The organism is Mesorhizobium salmacidum (SeqCode), assembly GCF_037179605.1.
GTDB lineage: Bacteria > Pseudomonadota > Alphaproteobacteria > Rhizobiales > Rhizobiaceae > Mesorhizobium > Mesorhizobium salmacidum.
Genome location: NZ_JAPYKS010000005.1, coordinates 1 through 13748 on the forward strand (window position 1 = coordinate 1; position 13748 = coordinate 13748).

At 61.9% G+C, this 13748-nt stretch carries 17 protein-coding genes and 1 pseudogene; 10 read left to right on the plus strand and 8 right to left on the minus strand.

The window, feature by feature from the left end:
* Window positions 1–190 precede the first annotated feature (190 nt).
* Window positions 191–1831, minus strand: coding sequence for a tetratricopeptide repeat-containing sulfotransferase family protein (locus O7A60_RS08170; RefSeq protein ID WP_337105813.1), 1641 nt, complete (start codon window positions 1829–1831; stop codon window positions 191–193).
* 211 nt (window positions 1832–2042) lie between these two features.
* On the opposite strand from O7A60_RS08170, the gene O7A60_RS08175 reads away from it, so the two are divergent.
* The 3 genes from O7A60_RS08175 (at window position 2043) to O7A60_RS08185 (ending at window position 3119) form a co-directional block, all read left to right on the plus strand.
* On the plus strand, window positions 2043–2333 hold the full coding sequence (locus tag O7A60_RS08175) for a hypothetical protein (protein WP_337105814.1): 291 nt from the start codon (window positions 2043–2045) through the stop codon (window positions 2331–2333).
* Between the two features lie 271 nt (window positions 2334–2604).
* Window positions 2605–2874, plus strand: coding sequence for a hypothetical protein (locus O7A60_RS08180; RefSeq protein ID WP_337105815.1), 270 nt, complete (start codon window positions 2605–2607; stop codon window positions 2872–2874).
* Window positions 2871–3119 carry a hypothetical protein gene (locus O7A60_RS08185; RefSeq protein WP_337105816.1) on the plus strand — a complete coding sequence of 83 codons (249 nt, stop codon included), beginning with the start codon at window positions 2871–2873 and terminating at the stop codon, window positions 3117–3119. Before O7A60_RS08180 ends, O7A60_RS08185 begins: the two co-directional genes overlap by 4 nt.
* Before the next feature lie 50 nt (window positions 3120–3169).
* Here O7A60_RS08185 and O7A60_RS08190 read toward each other — a convergent pair whose 3' ends face one another.
* On the minus strand, window positions 3170–3568 hold the full coding sequence (locus tag O7A60_RS08190; RefSeq protein ID WP_337105817.1) for a Kazal-type serine protease inhibitor domain-containing protein: 399 nt from the start codon (window positions 3566–3568) through the stop codon (window positions 3170–3172).
* 576 nt (window positions 3569–4144) lie between these two features.
* On the opposite strand from O7A60_RS08190, the gene O7A60_RS08195 reads away from it, so the two are divergent.
* The 3 genes from O7A60_RS08195 to O7A60_RS08205 all read left to right on the plus strand — a co-directional run bounded on the left by O7A60_RS08195 (window position 4145) and on the right by O7A60_RS08205 (window position 5516).
* The gene (locus O7A60_RS08195) at window positions 4145–4357 is read left to right on the plus strand and encodes a cold-shock protein (RefSeq protein ID WP_006202520.1); all 213 of its coding nucleotides are present in this window, start codon (window positions 4145–4147) and stop codon (window positions 4355–4357) included.
* 319 nt (window positions 4358–4676) lie between these two features.
* Window positions 4677–4889: a cold-shock protein gene (locus O7A60_RS08200; RefSeq protein WP_008877668.1), complete on the plus strand. Its 213-nt coding sequence runs from the start codon at window positions 4677–4679 to the stop codon at window positions 4887–4889.
* Between the two features lie 192 nt (window positions 4890–5081).
* A complete protein-coding gene (locus O7A60_RS08205) occupies window positions 5082–5516 on the plus strand; it encodes a BA14K family protein (protein WP_337105818.1) in 435 nt (144 codons plus the stop codon).
* 192 nt (window positions 5517–5708) lie between these two features.
* On the opposite strand, the gene O7A60_RS08210 is transcribed toward O7A60_RS08205, so the two are convergent.
* The 3 genes from O7A60_RS08210 to O7A60_RS08220 all read right to left on the minus strand — a co-directional run bounded on the left by O7A60_RS08210 (window position 5709) and on the right by O7A60_RS08220 (window position 7834).
* A complete protein-coding gene (locus O7A60_RS08210; RefSeq protein WP_337105819.1) occupies window positions 5709–6347 on the minus strand; it encodes an MBL fold metallo-hydrolase in 639 nt (212 codons plus the stop codon).
* Window positions 6348–6484: 137 nt separating this feature from the next.
* The gene (locus tag O7A60_RS08215) at window positions 6485–6793 is read right to left on the minus strand and encodes a hypothetical protein (RefSeq protein ID WP_337105820.1); all 309 of its coding nucleotides are present in this window, start codon (window positions 6791–6793) and stop codon (window positions 6485–6487) included.
* Between the two features lie 147 nt (window positions 6794–6940).
* Window positions 6941–7834: a branched-chain amino acid aminotransferase gene (locus tag O7A60_RS08220; RefSeq protein WP_337105821.1), complete on the minus strand. Its 894-nt coding sequence runs from the start codon at window positions 7832–7834 to the stop codon at window positions 6941–6943.
* A 259-nt stretch (window positions 7835–8093) separates the two neighbouring features.
* Here O7A60_RS08220 and O7A60_RS08225 point away from each other — a divergent pair, with 259 nt between their 5' ends.
* The 4 genes from O7A60_RS08225 to O7A60_RS08240 all read left to right on the plus strand — a co-directional run bounded on the left by O7A60_RS08225 (window position 8094) and on the right by O7A60_RS08240 (window position 12177).
* Window positions 8094–8627 (plus strand): MarR family winged helix-turn-helix transcriptional regulator, encoded by a 534-nt coding sequence (locus O7A60_RS08225; protein WP_337106048.1) that lies wholly within the window; start codon window positions 8094–8096, stop codon window positions 8625–8627.
* Window positions 8614–9333 carry a response regulator transcription factor gene (locus O7A60_RS08230; protein WP_337105822.1) on the plus strand — a complete coding sequence of 240 codons (720 nt, stop codon included), beginning with the start codon at window positions 8614–8616 and terminating at the stop codon, window positions 9331–9333. The genes O7A60_RS08225 and O7A60_RS08230 overlap by 14 nt, the downstream gene beginning before the upstream one ends.
* A 146-nt stretch (window positions 9334–9479) precedes the next feature.
* On the plus strand, window positions 9480–10895 hold the full coding sequence (locus O7A60_RS08235) for an ATP-binding protein (protein ID WP_337105823.1): 1416 nt from the start codon (window positions 9480–9482) through the stop codon (window positions 10893–10895).
* Between the two features lie 259 nt (window positions 10896–11154).
* Window positions 11155–12177 (plus strand): glycosyltransferase family 4 protein, encoded by a 1023-nt coding sequence (locus tag O7A60_RS08240; RefSeq protein ID WP_337105824.1) that lies wholly within the window; start codon window positions 11155–11157, stop codon window positions 12175–12177.
* A 39-nt stretch (window positions 12178–12216) separates the two neighbouring features.
* Here O7A60_RS08240 and O7A60_RS08245 read toward each other — a convergent pair.
* The 3 genes and pseudogenes from O7A60_RS08245 to O7A60_RS08255 all read right to left on the minus strand — a co-directional run.
* A pseudogene (locus tag O7A60_RS08245) lies at window positions 12217–12390 on the minus strand (IS481 family transposase); the annotation flags it as partial.
* A gap of 224 nt (window positions 12391–12614) precedes the next feature.
* Window positions 12615–12974 carry a tRNA-binding protein gene (locus tag O7A60_RS08250; RefSeq protein ID WP_337105825.1) on the minus strand — a complete coding sequence of 120 codons (360 nt, stop codon included), beginning with the start codon at window positions 12972–12974 and terminating at the stop codon, window positions 12615–12617.
* A 16-nt stretch (window positions 12975–12990) separates the two neighbouring features.
* On the minus strand, window positions 12991–13491 hold the full coding sequence (locus O7A60_RS08255) for a type III secretion system chaperone family protein (RefSeq protein ID WP_027143347.1): 501 nt from the start codon (window positions 13489–13491) through the stop codon (window positions 12991–12993).
* Window positions 13492–13748: the final 257 nt, after the last annotated feature.

Here is a 13748-nt window from a genome sequence, read left to right on the forward strand (position 1 = left end):
CTTCATGGGCTTTGTCAAACTTGCCGCTATCGCTATCTGGCTCAGGTAGTTAAATCGTCACTACGCCCTAGGTCGAGATTGAGGTCAGGCCGAGTCGAGACGATGGTTTCCGAGAACCGGAACAGAGCGTACGTTTGAGTACGTGAGTACCGGAAGCGCAGGCAACCACCGTTCGCGGGCCGGCCTCACCTCAATATCGACCTAGCTTGTCGAGCAACGGCTTCAGCCTGTCGCCATAGCGCTTCCACAGATCGACCGACCCCTGGTACATCGGCTGGCGCACCTGCGCGGCGGATGCCGTGCGCACCGGCCTGTCGGTCTGGTGGAACGACAGCACGGCATCCTCCCATGGCAGGCCGAGATAATCGATCAGCGCCCGGCTCTGCCCGTCCTGGTCGGCGACGAAATCCTCGTAGCGCACATCGTGCACGACGCCGGGCAGCACCTTGTGCCAATGCGCCATGATGTCGGTATAGAGATTGTGGAAATCGGCGAGCTCGCCGAGGTCATAGCCATAGCGGTGGCTGTCGCCGCGGAAATGCACCTTGTAGATCGACAGGCATGTCGCCGCCGCATCGCGGGCGCAGTGGATGATTTTTGCCTTCGGCAGCATCATGTGGATGAAGCCGACGAGCAGGAAGTTGCCCGGCATCTTGTCGGTGACGTGGCGCATATGCGGATAGCGGGCATGGAGCATGTCGAGATAGGCCTGCCCCGCCTCGGCGAAATCCGCATCGTCCGTGTCGGCCACGCCCCAGGGGAAACCGCCCGGCATGTTCGACGGGAACTGCCTGCCGACCGCCGTCTTCAAGATGCCGAGCTCGCCCGCGCCGTAGACTTGGGCGTGGCTGGCGATGATCTGTTCGACCAGCGTCGTACCCGAACGCGGCATGCCGACGACGAAGATCGGCGCATCGTCGGTGATCGGGCTCGGTCTGTGCTTTTCGAAGAAGCCGGCGTCGAACACCGTCTTCATCGCCTCGAATTCGGCACGTGTCTTCACCGGATCATAGTCGATGCCCTTGCGGCGGATGGCATTGCCCTCGGCGAAGTAGTCGAAAGCCTTGCCATAATCCTTCAGATCGTCATTGGCCTTGCCGAGGCCAAACGACAGCTGCATGCGTGCCAGGCTGTCCTGAGGCGCCTTGGCGTGCTGCGCCTCCATGCCGGCCAATTCGGCATCGCGCTCCTTCTGGCGCTTGACCTGCGTCAGCATCAGCCACGCGCGGGCCATGGCGGGCTGGATCGCCACCGCCTGCCGGAACAGGTCGGCCGCCTCGTCGAGCTTGCCCTTCTCCATCAGCCCGACGCCCAGTCCGTGCAGCAGGTCGGCATCCTTGGGCCGGATGGTCAGTGCCTCGTGGAAAACAGCCAGCGTCTCCTCGAGGCGTCCGGCTTCCTGCAGGGTTTCGGCAAGCCCGATCCGCGCGCGCACGTGGAATGGGTTGCGCTGCACCGTGCCGCGATAGATGTCCTCGGCCTCCTCGAACCGGCCGATCTGCTTCAGCGACGAGCCGAGATTGTCGCGCGCCGCAAGCTGCTCCGGCCGCAGATCCACCGCGCCGCGGAAGAAATCGATCGCCGCCGTGACACGGCCCAGATCGCGCATCACCGTGCCGAGATTGTTGAGGAAGTCGGGATTCGTCGGCTGTAGCTGAACCGACTGTTCGAGGAAATCCATCCCTTCTTCGCTGCGCCCGGTCTGGTGCAGCAGCAACCCCAGGAAATGCGCCGCGGCCGCATGTTTGGGCTGACGCGCCAGCACCTGCCGGTAGATCGCTTCGGCCTCTTGCCGGCGCCCGGCCTGGTGCAGTTGCAGCGCCTGCTGCACATACTGATCGAGGCCCAGCGGCGGCTGGCCTCCCGCGCCAGATTTGGCCGCGCCAGATTTGGCTCCCGCACCCGCCGCTCTTCTCTGATCTCTGTTGATGGGACACCTGCCGTGTTATGCGCCTGCCGCGATCTAGGCCATCGGCGCTACAGGTTCAAGGCTTTGCTTGGTTCTGTGCCCTACATCGCGGCGAAAGCGATCAGATCAGGGATTGGTCTCGGCAACCTGCCTGGCCCGCCTCACAGTGCCATCGGTATCGGAGATCGTTCGCCTTGCCGCCTCGTCGCTTCTGATGGTCAGCCGCGCCGATTGGACGACCATCGGCTTTCCGGCAGCGCCAATGGCGTACGTGGCGCTTGGCTTGATGATGGGATTGATCGCCACGCTCTTCCCTTTCGAAGTTCTGAATGAATCCATGGTTTTATCCCTTTCAGAAAAAATAAAATTACAGGCGCCGAGTAAATATTCGGCGCGCTTCCGAGAAATTTTTGAAGATATCTGAACCGTAGCAGAATTATTCTAAAATTTATAGCCGTCTATTTTTGAAATCGAAGCGAGGAATTTCATGATTCTTCTTGAATGAAGCTCCAAATTGAGCTATATAGGAAGATATCGTTTGGGCCAGAATTGGCATCTCGCGGCGTCAGAGGTTCTAGACCCGCCAATCTCATTCCAGATGCCGATACCGGACGCGCGGTACATTCGCCGTGTCCTGCTTTTTTGCTCTCAAGCCGCTGTTTGCGTGACGCCACAAGGCGGGAAATATCAGGACAATGCCGGACCGCACCACCCGTTCCATCGCCCATTTCACCGCACCGTTCGTGCTCGCTGGCCTGGAAGGACAACTGCCGGCTGGCCACTACGACATCGATCACGACGAAGAGTTGATCGAGGGCATTGCGCGGCTTGCCTGGCGCCGCGTCGCCACTTTCATCCATCTGCCGGCAAGGGCGGTGAACAATCCGCTCACCAGCCAGCTTGTCGCCATCGACTACCTGGACCTCGAGACCGCGCTGGTGCGCGACCGGGAGAATGCAGCATGATCCGTTTTCAACAGAATGCGCGTCCGCGCACCGACACCCCCTCGCATCTCTTTGCCATCGGACAGACCGTGCGTATGAAAAGCCGGACCGGCCTGCTCAACAAGACCGCGGAACTGTTCGAGATCAAGAGCAGGCTGCCGGTCAAGGACGGTTCCCCACAGTACCGTATCCGCAGCGAGCAGGAGACCCACGAACGGGTCACCACGGAAGACAATCTCGAACTGGCCGACAATCCGGCCGCCTGAGCGGAAGGGCTTCAAACACCCACTATAGGCGCGAGCCGGGTTAAGCCCCGTCAGCACGGCCCGTCGCCGACGATGCGATAATCCGAGGCACGGGCCTCGCAGGCGTTGGGGAAGGTGCGCATCTCGCCATGCCGGCGGGCGCACACCGGCGCGTACTCGCGGGTGCAGAACGTCTGCTCGCCGCCACCACTACCGCCGTCGCGGCAGGGGCCGTCGCGCACGATGCGGTAACCCGCCCGATCGGCAAGGCAGGCATTGGCGAAGGTCTGGCGATCACCGCCGCGCCGGGCGCAGACCGGCTCGTACTGCTCGGTGCAGAATTGCGGATCAGGGCGCGGCGGGCGCGGCCCCGGTCCTTCATCGACGACGACCGTACAGGCGGCGAGAATTGCCGACAGGAACAGGATGGTAAAACCCTGCCGTGAGAAGATTGCCGCAAGAAACCTCATGATCGTCTCTCCCCCGATCCCCGTCTCGGTCCATACCGCCCAAGACTGCTTGGCGGTTCGCTGACAATGATATCGATCAAAACAAGATTTAAATCAGTCGCCTATGGCATGATCCTCGCTATTCCATTGCCAATTGCAAACCCCGTTCGCGGCCTCTGTCGGGAAATGACCGGGATCAGTGAGGGCCTCGCCGCCAATCATCACTTGTGGCCTATATATGACCACGGCCCTGGGCCGATGACCCCTCGGGCAACGAAGCCTATTTGCAGCCGGTCGACGCCCTGATCGGTCGATTTTTTTGCGTCGGATGCGCTCGTGGCGGCGGCCCGCGGCGCTATCTTGCAACGTTCACGTTTCCGTGCGATAAATTCTGTGTTCGGGCATTTGCGACCCGGAGAGCGGAACGTTTTGGACGACCTTTCCCCGATACTGTGAATCTCTGACGGCCCCGTTTTTTCGGCGGGGGGTTTTGACCATGCGCCAATGCATGACTGCCGAAGCAACCACCAGGAACTGCCCTCGACGCCAGGTGGCGGGCAGGACCACCAAGACTGAACGGGTGAAGGAGTTTCCCCAATGGCCCAGACCGGCACCGTTAAATTCTTCAATGCGACCAAAGGCTTCGGTTTCATCACGCCCGACGGCGGCGCCAAGGACGTGTTCGTCCACATTTCAGCGATCGAGGCCTCGGGCCTGCGCACGCTGGTCGACGGCCAGAAGGTCACCTTCGACGTCGAGCCGGACCGCATGGGCAAGGGCCCGAAGGCGGTCAACCTGCGCGCAGCCTGAGCGATCGGCACGCCGCTCATCCCAGGCGGATGGGCGATCGAGGAGCTTGACCAGCACCTGGGCAGGCAGACAGATTTTTGAAAGGCGCGGCGGTTTTCGTCGCGCCTTTTTCATGTCCGTGGCGCAGCATAAACGCATGTCATCCGGAAGTTCATCCGGTCCGGGCCAATGACACGCGTCATAACAAGCACTTAAAGCACGACGTGCTTTAAGTGCCCGGAAAACTTTCACTTGCCGATAGCGCTAAAATAAAGGACAAATTTCCATTCGGGCATTTGCCGGCCCGAGACTGGAGTTTATGGGATCAAAGGAGCTTCCCATGCCGCAGACCGGCACCGTCAAATTCTTCAACCATGCCAAAGGCTTCGGCTTCATCACACCGGATGATGGCGCGAAGGATGTCTTCGTCCATATTTCGGCCGTGCAGGCGTCGGGTCTTCCCGGTCTCGAAGATGGGCAGAAAGTGACATTCGACACCGAACCGGACAAGCGCGGCAAGGGACCGAAGGCCGTCAACCTGTCGGTCGGCTAAGCCGGCTTCGGACCGACGCCGGCTCCGGCAGGTCTGGTCCGCGCCCCGTAGGTGCGGGTTTGATGTCGTGAAACACGGCGTGCGGTCAAATTTTCGTTCAGCCCCCGTTCAGCCACGGTCCCATATTAATCATTCGTAAAGCCGGACCGCATCCCCTGCAAAACTGCACGGCCCGACACGAAGGAGACCAAGATGAACCGAATTTTCAAGACAGCCGTGCTGTCCGCCGCCGTGGTCGCCACCACGCTGGGGACCTTTTCGGCGGCCAATGCCGGTGACTGGAACCGTTGGCACCATCACGGCCATGGCCATGGCGATGCTGTCGCGGCCGGCGTTCTCGGCCTCGCCGCCGGTGCGCTGATCGGTGGCGCGTTGGCCAATGACCGGCCGCCGCCCGATTCCGACCGTTATTACGATGACGGCTATTATGATCGTGACGTGCGGATACGCCCGGCCCCGGTGCGCCGCTACTACGTGGAACCGCAGGTGGTCTATGCCGACCGCTATGCCGAACCGTGGACGCGCGGCTGGTACGAGTACTGCTCGGACCGATACCGCAGCTTCAATTCCCGGACCGGCACCTTCACCGGCAGTGATGGCGAACAGCATTTCTGCACCGCCAACTGAGGCTTCCCTGCCCCAAACAAAAGCGCTGACCGCAAGGCCGGCGCTTTTTTATCGGCTGCTAGAGCGTGTCGCCCGGAAGTGTCCTCGGTTCCGGATAATGACATGCATAATCAGAAGTTTACAGCAGGTCGGGCAATCCTGTTTGCCGCGACATGCTGTGGGCTTCGAACCCGGAGCCGGTCCAGATCTCATTCAGGTCAAAAACGGATTGGTCCGCCGTTCCTCGCCGAAGCGCCCGCCAGGACCGTGACCGCAAATGAAGCCGATGTCGTCGCCAAGCGGCAACAGCTTGTCCTTGATCGAGGCGATGAGTGCCGCGTGGTCGCCGCCCGGCAGATCGGTGCGGCCGACCGAGCCGCGAAACAGGACGTCGCCGACATGGGCGAATTTGGCTGCGCGGTTGTAGTAGACGACATGGCCCGGCGCGTGGCCGGGGCAATGCAGCACCTCGAACATGTGGCCTCCAAACGACACCGTCTCGCCTTCTGTAAGAAACCGGTCGGGCACGCAATTGCGCATGCCGCCGATGCCGTAGCGCCTGCCCTGGTTCTCCAGATTGTCGAGCAGCATCTTGTCGGCTTCATGCGGGCCGATGATCTCGATGCCGAGTGCTTCCTTCAACTCCATGGCGCCGCCGGCATGGTCGATATGGCCGTGCGTGATCCAGATCGCCTCGGCCGTGATCGCATTGTCCTTCAACACCCCCAGCACCTTGTCGATGTCGCCGCCGGGATCGACCACCACGCCGCGCTTGTCATCCATGTCGAACAGGATGGTGCAGTTCTGCTGGAACGGTGTGACCGGCACGATGCCGGCATTGAGCTGACCCATGATCGTCCTTTCGCTGTGTCAGCGATCATGTAGAGCCATCGGTCAAAACCGTCCACAGCCGGAAGGTCAAACAGTGCTTGTCCAAAATGAAATGGGCGGCCGAAGCCGCCCATTTTGCCAGCCCGAGATTGGCAGGCTTATTTCTTCATGGCGCCCATGACCGCGCCCAGGATGCCGGTCAGGATCGCGCCGCCGCCGGCGCCGCCGACGATGTTCTGCAGGTTGAGCGCGCTGCCCAGGCCGCCGGTCGCCGCCGCGGCCGGATCGACGCCGTGGCCGAGCAGGCTGCCGAGGATCGCCGCGCCGCCGACACCGCCGATGGCTCCGCCCAGGATTTTGGGAAGCTGACCCATCGCCGCCGTCTTGATCGCCGCGCCGACCGCCTGACCACCGATAATGCCTGTAATGATCTGAATGATGATCGGAAGAAGCGTGTTCATGTCCATATGATTAGTCCCTCCATAGCTGCCAGCCTCCCGGGCCGACACGATCATGAGAGACGCCGAATTCGATGAAAGTCAAATGCACAAACGCTGAAATAAAAGGGGCGGCCGCAAAACCGCCCCTACTTGCCCGAAAAGCTGTGACTATCGTTATTCTGCGGCGATGGCATGCTTGGGTTGAACGGCGATAGAATAGTCGTTCATGAGATTCTTGGCGATCTCGCCGACTTCGAGTCGGTAGGGGCCGATCTCAGAAACCGGGGTTACTTCCGCTGCCGTTCCGGTCAGGAAGCACTGCTCGAACCCTTCCAGTTCTTCCGGCAGGATGGCGCGTTCGATGATCTCCAGGCCGCGATCCCTGGCCAGGCCAATGACGGTGCGACGGGTGATGCCGTCGAGGAAGCAGTCGGGCTTGGGCGTGTGGATCTTGCCGTCCTTGACGAAGAAGATGTTGGCGCCGGTCGCTTCCGCGACCTGGCCTCGCCAGTCGAGCATCATGGCGTCGGCGTAGCCCTTGGCCTCCGCGGCATGCTTGGACATGGTGCAGATCATGTAGAGGCCGGCGGCCTTCGACCGCGACGGCGCCGTGCGCGGGTCGGGCCGGCGCCATTCCGCCACATCGAGACGGATGCCCTTCAGCTTCTGCGCCGGGTCGAAATAGCTCGGCCACTGCCAGATGGCGATAGCGACATTGATGCGGTTGTTCTGCGCCGAAACGCCCATCTGCTCGCTGCCGCGCCAGGCGATCGGCCTGACATAGGCGTCCTGGAAGCCCTGCTTCTTCAGGAGCGTGGTCGAGGCGTCGTTGAGCTCGGCCACCGAATAGGGAATCTTGAAGCCGAGCAGGCGCGCCGATTCATGCAGGCGCTCGGTATGCTCGTTGAGCTTGAAGATCTCGCCGCCATAGGCACGCTCGCCCTCGAAGACCGCGCTGGCGTAATGCAGGCCGTGGGTCAGAACGTGGATCTTGGCGTCTCCCCACGGGACGAACTCGCCATTCATCCAGATGAAGCCGTCCAGTTGATCGAAGGGAACGGATGCCATGGTAACCTCCCGCGGACCTCGGTCCGCATATCTCAGTATCGTTGCGTGTTCTTTTGGCCGCGCCATGCGATTGGCGACGCCAGCCGGTGTCTCGAAGCCTAGGCGGATAATCGTGCTCTGGCAAACTCAGGAAATTCCGGAAAAACCAGCCCGCCTTGCCTTTTCGTTCGCAATCCGCCCAAAAGCTTGTCAAAAATTACCATTGCAGGGAAATTACGTCAATAGTACTGACATAATCTCCCGTTCCGATGGAGAAATGATGACGGATAAAAACCCACCTGCCGGAAAACCGATCAGGACCGCGATCACCAGCGAGGACGGCATCGACTTCGCCATCATCGAACTCTTCTTCTTCGCCTATCGGGACTTCACTTCCGATCCCGACCAGATCCTGGCTGATTACGGCTTCGGCCGCGCCCACCACCGCGTGCTGCATTTCGTCAACCGCCGGCCGGGCCTGACCGTCGCCGAACTGCTCGATGTGCTGAAGATAACCAAGCAGAGCCTGGCGCGTGTGCTCAAGCAATTGATCGACACCGATCACGTCGTGCAGTTGCAGGGCCCGCGCGACCGCCGCCAGCGTGAACTCTATCCGACGGCCAAGGGCCGTGCGCTGGCGCTGGCGCTGGCGCGGCCACAGTCGCGCCGCATCCGTGCTGCATTGGAAGATTGCGGTGCCGCCGAACGGACCTTGGTGGAACGCTTCCTCGAAGCGATGGTCAATCCGGAACTGAGAGCTCAGATCGACGTTGGGTCCGCAAAAATGTCAGGGAAAAGCCATGGAGAGCACTGAGAGGATCGACCAGGCGGCCGCACCGGACGACGATGCGCCGCATCTGCTCGTGGTCGACGACGACACCCGTATCCGCAATCTTCTCAAGCAATATCTGACCGAAAACGGCTTCCGCGTCACCGTCGCCGGCAATGCCGACGAGGCCCGCCGCAAGCTCGCCGGCCTCGACTTCGACCTGCTTGTGCTCGATGTCATGATGCCGGGGGAAAGCGGCGTCGATCTCACCAAGGCGCTGCGCTCCGAGAAGAACGTGCCGATCCTGATGCTGACCGCCTTGTCGGAGACCGACAGCCGCATCTCGGGCCTCGAGGCCGGCGCCGACGACTACCTGCCAAAACCCTTCGACCCGCGCGAGCTGATCCTGCGCATCAACAACATCCTGCGCCGCGGCGGCCCGGCGGCGACGCCCAAGGTCGAACAGCTGGTGTTCGGTCCCTACACCTTCCAGATCGCCAGGCGCGAACTGAAGCGCGGCGGCGAGGCGCTGAAGCTGACCGACCGTGAACAGGAGATCCTGGCGATCTTCGCCGCGCGCGCCGGCGAAACCATCCCCCGCCACGAGCTGGTCGGCGACGATTCGGAAGTCGGCGAGCGCACCATCGACGTCCAGATCAACCGGCTGCGCCGCAAGATCGAGCGCGATCCGTCCAACCCTGTCTGGCTGCAGACCGTGCGCGGTATTGGGTATCGGCTCAGCGTGGAATAGAATACCGGCCGCGGCCCAAGAGCATGATCCCGAAAAGTGGGAACCGGTTTTCGGAAAAGATTATGCTCCAACAAAGAGTTAGATCAGAATGACGATTCAGCCGAACGTCATGCTGATCTAATATCGCCGACGGATGAAAAGAGCCAATGGCGACCACGGAACTGGAACAGCCGGACAATGACGGCTTGAGCGCACGCGCCACGCGGACGCTCAAGGCGGTGCCGCGCATCTGGAACCGGTTCTGGCGCCTCGTTTCGCTTTACATGCCCAAGCGCCTCTATGCGCGCTCGCTGATCATCGTCATCGCGCCGATGATCCTTTTGCAGTCGGTCGTCGCCTTCGATTTCATGGAACGTCACTGGGCAACCGTGACGCAACGCCTGTCGCAGGCCACCGTGCGCGACATCGCCGCCATCATCGACCTGATCGAAACCTACCCGCACGACGGCGACTACGCCAACATCATCCGCATCGCGCAGGACCGCATGCAGCTGAAGGTCGACCTCCTGCCGCCCGATCCGCTGCCGCCGCCCGGTCCGAAACCGTTCTTCTCGATCCTCGACGATGTTCTCTCCGCCGAAATCACCCGCCAGATCAACCGGCCCTTCTGGATCGACACGGTCGGGAATTCCAACATCGTCGAGGTGCGCGTCCAGCTTGAGAACAAGGTGCTGCGCGTCTTCGTGCGCCGCAGCCAGGCCTATGCCTCCAACACCCACATTTTCCTGATCTGGATGGTCGGCACCTCGCTGGTGCTGCTGATGATCGCCATCCCCTTCCTGCGCAACCAGATCCGGCCGATCCTGGCGCTTGCCGAGGCGGCCGAAAGCTTCGGCAAGGGCCGGCCGATGCCGCGCGATTTCCGCCCGCGCGGGGCCGAGGAGGTGCGCCGCGCCGGCTTTGCCTTCATCCAGATGCGCGAGCGCATCGAGCGTCAGATCGAGCAGCGCACGGCCATGCTGACCGGTGTCAGCCATGATCTCAGGACCATCCTCACCCGCTTCAAGCTGCAGCTGGCGCTGGCCGGCGGCAAGGCCGAGACCAAGGCGGCGCTGGACCAGGACATCGAAGACATGCAGTCGATGCTGGAAGGCTATCTCGCCTTTGCCAAGGGCGAGGCGTCGGAGGATCCGGGACGTTTCGATCTCGAAGCCTATTTCCAGAAGCTCGGCGAAGAAGCGAACTTGCGCAAATGCAGACTGTCGACGACGCTTTCCGGCGATCCGACCGTGCATGTGCGGCCGAACGCCTTCGCGCGGCTGCTGTCCAATATCATCGGCAATGCCTTCCGCTATGCCCGCACCGTGGAGGTCGCCGCCAACCATGGCCGCGGCTCGCTTCTGGTCACCATCGACGATGATGGGCCAGGTATTCCGGCCGACAGGCGCGAAGACGTGTTCAAGCCCTTCGTGCGGCTCGACGCGGCCCGCAACCTCGACGCCAGCGGCACCGGGCTCGGCCTGTCGATCGCCCGTGACATCGCCCGCAGCCATGGCGGCGACATCACGCTCGACGACAGTCCGATGGGCGGCCTGCGCGTCGTGATCAAGGTTCCGGCCTGATTTCTATTTGGCTATCCGGGCAAGATCTTGCCTGAAAACCGGTTTCGACTTTTCGGGATCACCGTCTGCTTCATCCGCCCGTCATGAAACCATGGTCAAGAGTGCGCATGAAGCGCGCGACCGCACTTGATTCGTCCTTGCCGCCTCACTTCGACCTCGTGCCCGTCAGGGTGCGCTGGAGCGAAGCGAGGGCGGCCGCATGGTCGCCGTTCCGGCATCGTTTCAAGGCAACCGCCGACCTCCGGAGCAAAGGGCCGCCATGCGCATATTGATGGTCACCGACGCCTGGCGCCCGCAAGTCAACGGCGTCGTCCACACGCTGGAGCGGCTCACCGAGACCCTGAAATCCTTCGACGTCGCGGTCGAATTCCTGACCCCGAACATCTTTCGCACCCTGCCCTTGCCGACCTACCCCGACATCCGCCTGGCGCTGACCACGCCCGGCCATGTCGCGCGCCTGATCGATGGCTACAAGGCCGACCACATCCACATCGTCACCGAGGGACCGCTGGGCATCATGGCGCGGCGCTATTGCCGCAATGCCCGCCGGCCGTTCACCACCAGCTATCACACCCGCTTTCCCGAATATCTCAGCGCCCGCCTGCCGGTGCCCGAGAGCTGGACCTATCGCTGGCTGCGCGATTTCCACAATTCGGGCCAGGGCACGCTTGTCGCCACCCAGTCGCTCGCCGACGATCTCACGGCGCGCGGCTTCAACAAGCTCAGGCCCTGGACGCGCGGCGTCGACACCGAGCATTTCCGGCCCGACAAGCGCAAGGACCTCGGCTTCCCCGGACCAGTTTTCCTGTGCGTCGGCCGCGTCGCCATTGAAAAGAACCTCTCCGCCTTCCTCGATCTCGACCTGCCAGGCAGCAAGGTGATCGTCGGCGAAGGTCCGGAGCTTGCCAAGCTCAAGGCCAAATATCCCCAGGCGCATTTTCTCGGCCATCGTCCCAATGACGAACTGGCCGAAGTCTACGCCTCGGCCGATGTCTTCGTCTTCCCCAGCCGCACCGACACCTTCGGCAACGTCATCATCGAGGCACTGGCCAGCGGCACGCCGGTCGCCGCCTATCCGGTGACCGGGCCTATCGACATCGTTGGCGACGGCTTTGGCGGCACGGTTTCCAACGACCTGCGCGAGGCGGCGCTTGCCGCGCTCGACATCAGCCGCGACCAGGCCCGCGAGCGCGCCATGCGCTACAGCTGGAAGGCCAGCGCGGAAATGTTTCTCAACGCGGTCGAGGAAGCGCTCGGCGTGAAGCGCGCGATCGCGGCCTGATAGGGTCGACACAACCGAGCCGCCGCCGGCGAGCTTTAGCTAGGTGTGGAGCCTCAACAGGTTGTCCTTGGTTAGCCCGAGGCGGCTGATAGGTGGCCTTGATTTTAAGCTGCCGTGTGGCCGGTGCCAATTGTAGCGATGAAGCCATCGTGGCGGTTCTGCGGTGCGTTCATGAGAAGTGTTGTAGGCTCGAGCATAAGCCCATTCGCGCAGGGTCGGAGGCTTGATCCTGATTCCGGCGGATGCGGCGTCGCCTTCCTTCCTGAACCTTGTGCTAATGCATTTTGGACTGGCGTGGCCGTTCGACGTCCTGCATCTTGTGCTCTCAGCCGCAACGGCCGGAACCATTCTCGGCGCGTTTCGGCCTCCAGCTATCGCGTCAATTCGATCGGCCGCGATGCCGTGATGGCGCCTGCCGGGGCTTCCTGCCCGCTATTTCAGAATAGCCGCCCGCCCTCCGGCACCTTGCGTTCGATGGCGCCCAACACGACGGCGCCCTCTTCATCGGGGAAACCGAGCGTCAGCACTTCCGACATGAACGGGCCGATCTGGCGCGGCGGGAAATTGACCACCGCGAACACCTGCCGGCCGATCAAAGTCTCGGGCGTATAATATTTGGTGATCTGCGCCGACGACTTCTTGATGCCGATCTCGGCGCCGAAATCGATCTTCAGCTTGAAGGCCGGCTTGCGCGCCTCCGGAAACGGTTCAGCCTCGACGATCGTGCCGGCGCGGATGTCGACACGATCGAAGTCGGCAAAACTGATCTCGGGCTTGCGCTCGTTGCTTGAACTCATGTCGAACGCGCTTTGCTCAGGCGTTGCCGAAGGTCTCGAACAGCACGCCGGCCAGCGCGTCCTTGGCCGAGGTTCCCGACCAGACGACGAACTGGAAAGCCTGGAAGTAACACTCGCAGGCTTCCAGCGCCGAGGACAAAAGCACTTCGACCTGCTGGCTCGATGGTTCGACCCCGCCGGCCAGGAGCAGCGACTGGCGGAACATGATCGCGCCTTCCTGCTCCCAGAGGTCGAAATGGCCGAACAGCATCTGTTCGTTGATCAGCGACAACAGCCGCATCACTTCGAGCGTGCGGGTTTCCGGCACCTTGATGTCGAAGGCGCAGGCCAGGTGCAGCGCCTCGAAATCCTCCATCCACGAGAAGGAGACGTGATAGTCGGTCCAGCTGCCGGCAACCGAGATCGAGATTTCGTCGTCGCCGGCCCGTTCGAAGGACCAGTCATTGTTGTGGGCCACCTGCTCGATCACATCCACCGGATGGATTTCGCGGGAAAATTCGAGTTCGAGAAGTTCCATGGAATGCTTCCTGTGTTCAGGGGGAGCGCCACACGCTCCGCGGGGCACACACGACGAACAATCTTGTCTAGAACTCGGACGGCCGGGACTTCTCAACGCAAAGACCCCAGACCGGACCCCACCGCCCGGCGCATGACCCCTGCTCCGAATCATGCAACAAATTCAGTCTATTGATCGGGAGTCGCGTGAACAGCCCAATTTTTCGCACTGCGTCATTCGCATGTGGAAAGGTGCCTGTCACAAAGAGTCACGCAATG

What these genes read in the sequence shown, in the direction of transcription:
- O7A60_RS08180 (WP_337105815.1), top strand. Translation starts at nt 2,605, where the DNA reads ATGCCGGACCGCACCACCCGTTCCATCGCCCATTTCACCGCACCGTTC.
- O7A60_RS08185 (WP_337105816.1), top strand. Translation starts at nt 2,871, where the DNA reads ATGATCCGTTTTCAACAGAATGCGCGTCCGCGCACCGACACCCCCTCG.
- O7A60_RS08190 (WP_337105817.1), bottom strand. Translation starts at nt 3,568, where the DNA reads ATGAGGTTTCTTGCGGCAATCTTCTCACGGCAGGGTTTTACCATCCTG.
- O7A60_RS08195 (WP_006202520.1), top strand. Translation starts at nt 4,145, where the DNA reads ATGGCCCAGACCGGCACCGTTAAATTCTTCAATGCGACCAAAGGCTTC.
- O7A60_RS08200 (WP_008877668.1), top strand. Translation starts at nt 4,677, where the DNA reads ATGCCGCAGACCGGCACCGTCAAATTCTTCAACCATGCCAAAGGCTTC.
- O7A60_RS08205 (WP_337105818.1), top strand. Translation starts at nt 5,082, where the DNA reads ATGAACCGAATTTTCAAGACAGCCGTGCTGTCCGCCGCCGTGGTCGCC.
- O7A60_RS08210 (WP_337105819.1), bottom strand. Translation starts at nt 6,347, where the DNA reads ATGGGTCAGCTCAATGCCGGCATCGTGCCGGTCACACCGTTCCAGCAG.
- O7A60_RS08215 (WP_337105820.1), bottom strand. Translation starts at nt 6,793, where the DNA reads ATGGACATGAACACGCTTCTTCCGATCATCATTCAGATCATTACAGGC.
- O7A60_RS08220 (WP_337105821.1), bottom strand. Translation starts at nt 7,834, where the DNA reads ATGGCATCCGTTCCCTTCGATCAACTGGACGGCTTCATCTGGATGAAT.
- O7A60_RS08225 (WP_337106048.1), top strand. Translation starts at nt 8,094, where the DNA reads ATGACGGATAAAAACCCACCTGCCGGAAAACCGATCAGGACCGCGATC.
- O7A60_RS08230 (WP_337105822.1), top strand. Translation starts at nt 8,614, where the DNA reads ATGGAGAGCACTGAGAGGATCGACCAGGCGGCCGCACCGGACGACGAT.
- O7A60_RS08235 (WP_337105823.1), top strand. Translation starts at nt 9,480, where the DNA reads ATGGCGACCACGGAACTGGAACAGCCGGACAATGACGGCTTGAGCGCA.
- O7A60_RS08240 (WP_337105824.1), top strand. Translation starts at nt 11,155, where the DNA reads ATGCGCATATTGATGGTCACCGACGCCTGGCGCCCGCAAGTCAACGGC.
- O7A60_RS08250 (WP_337105825.1), bottom strand. Translation starts at nt 12,974, where the DNA reads ATGAGTTCAAGCAACGAGCGCAAGCCCGAGATCAGTTTTGCCGACTTC.
- O7A60_RS08255 (WP_027143347.1), bottom strand. Translation starts at nt 13,491, where the DNA reads ATGGAACTTCTCGAACTCGAATTTTCCCGCGAAATCCATCCGGTGGAT.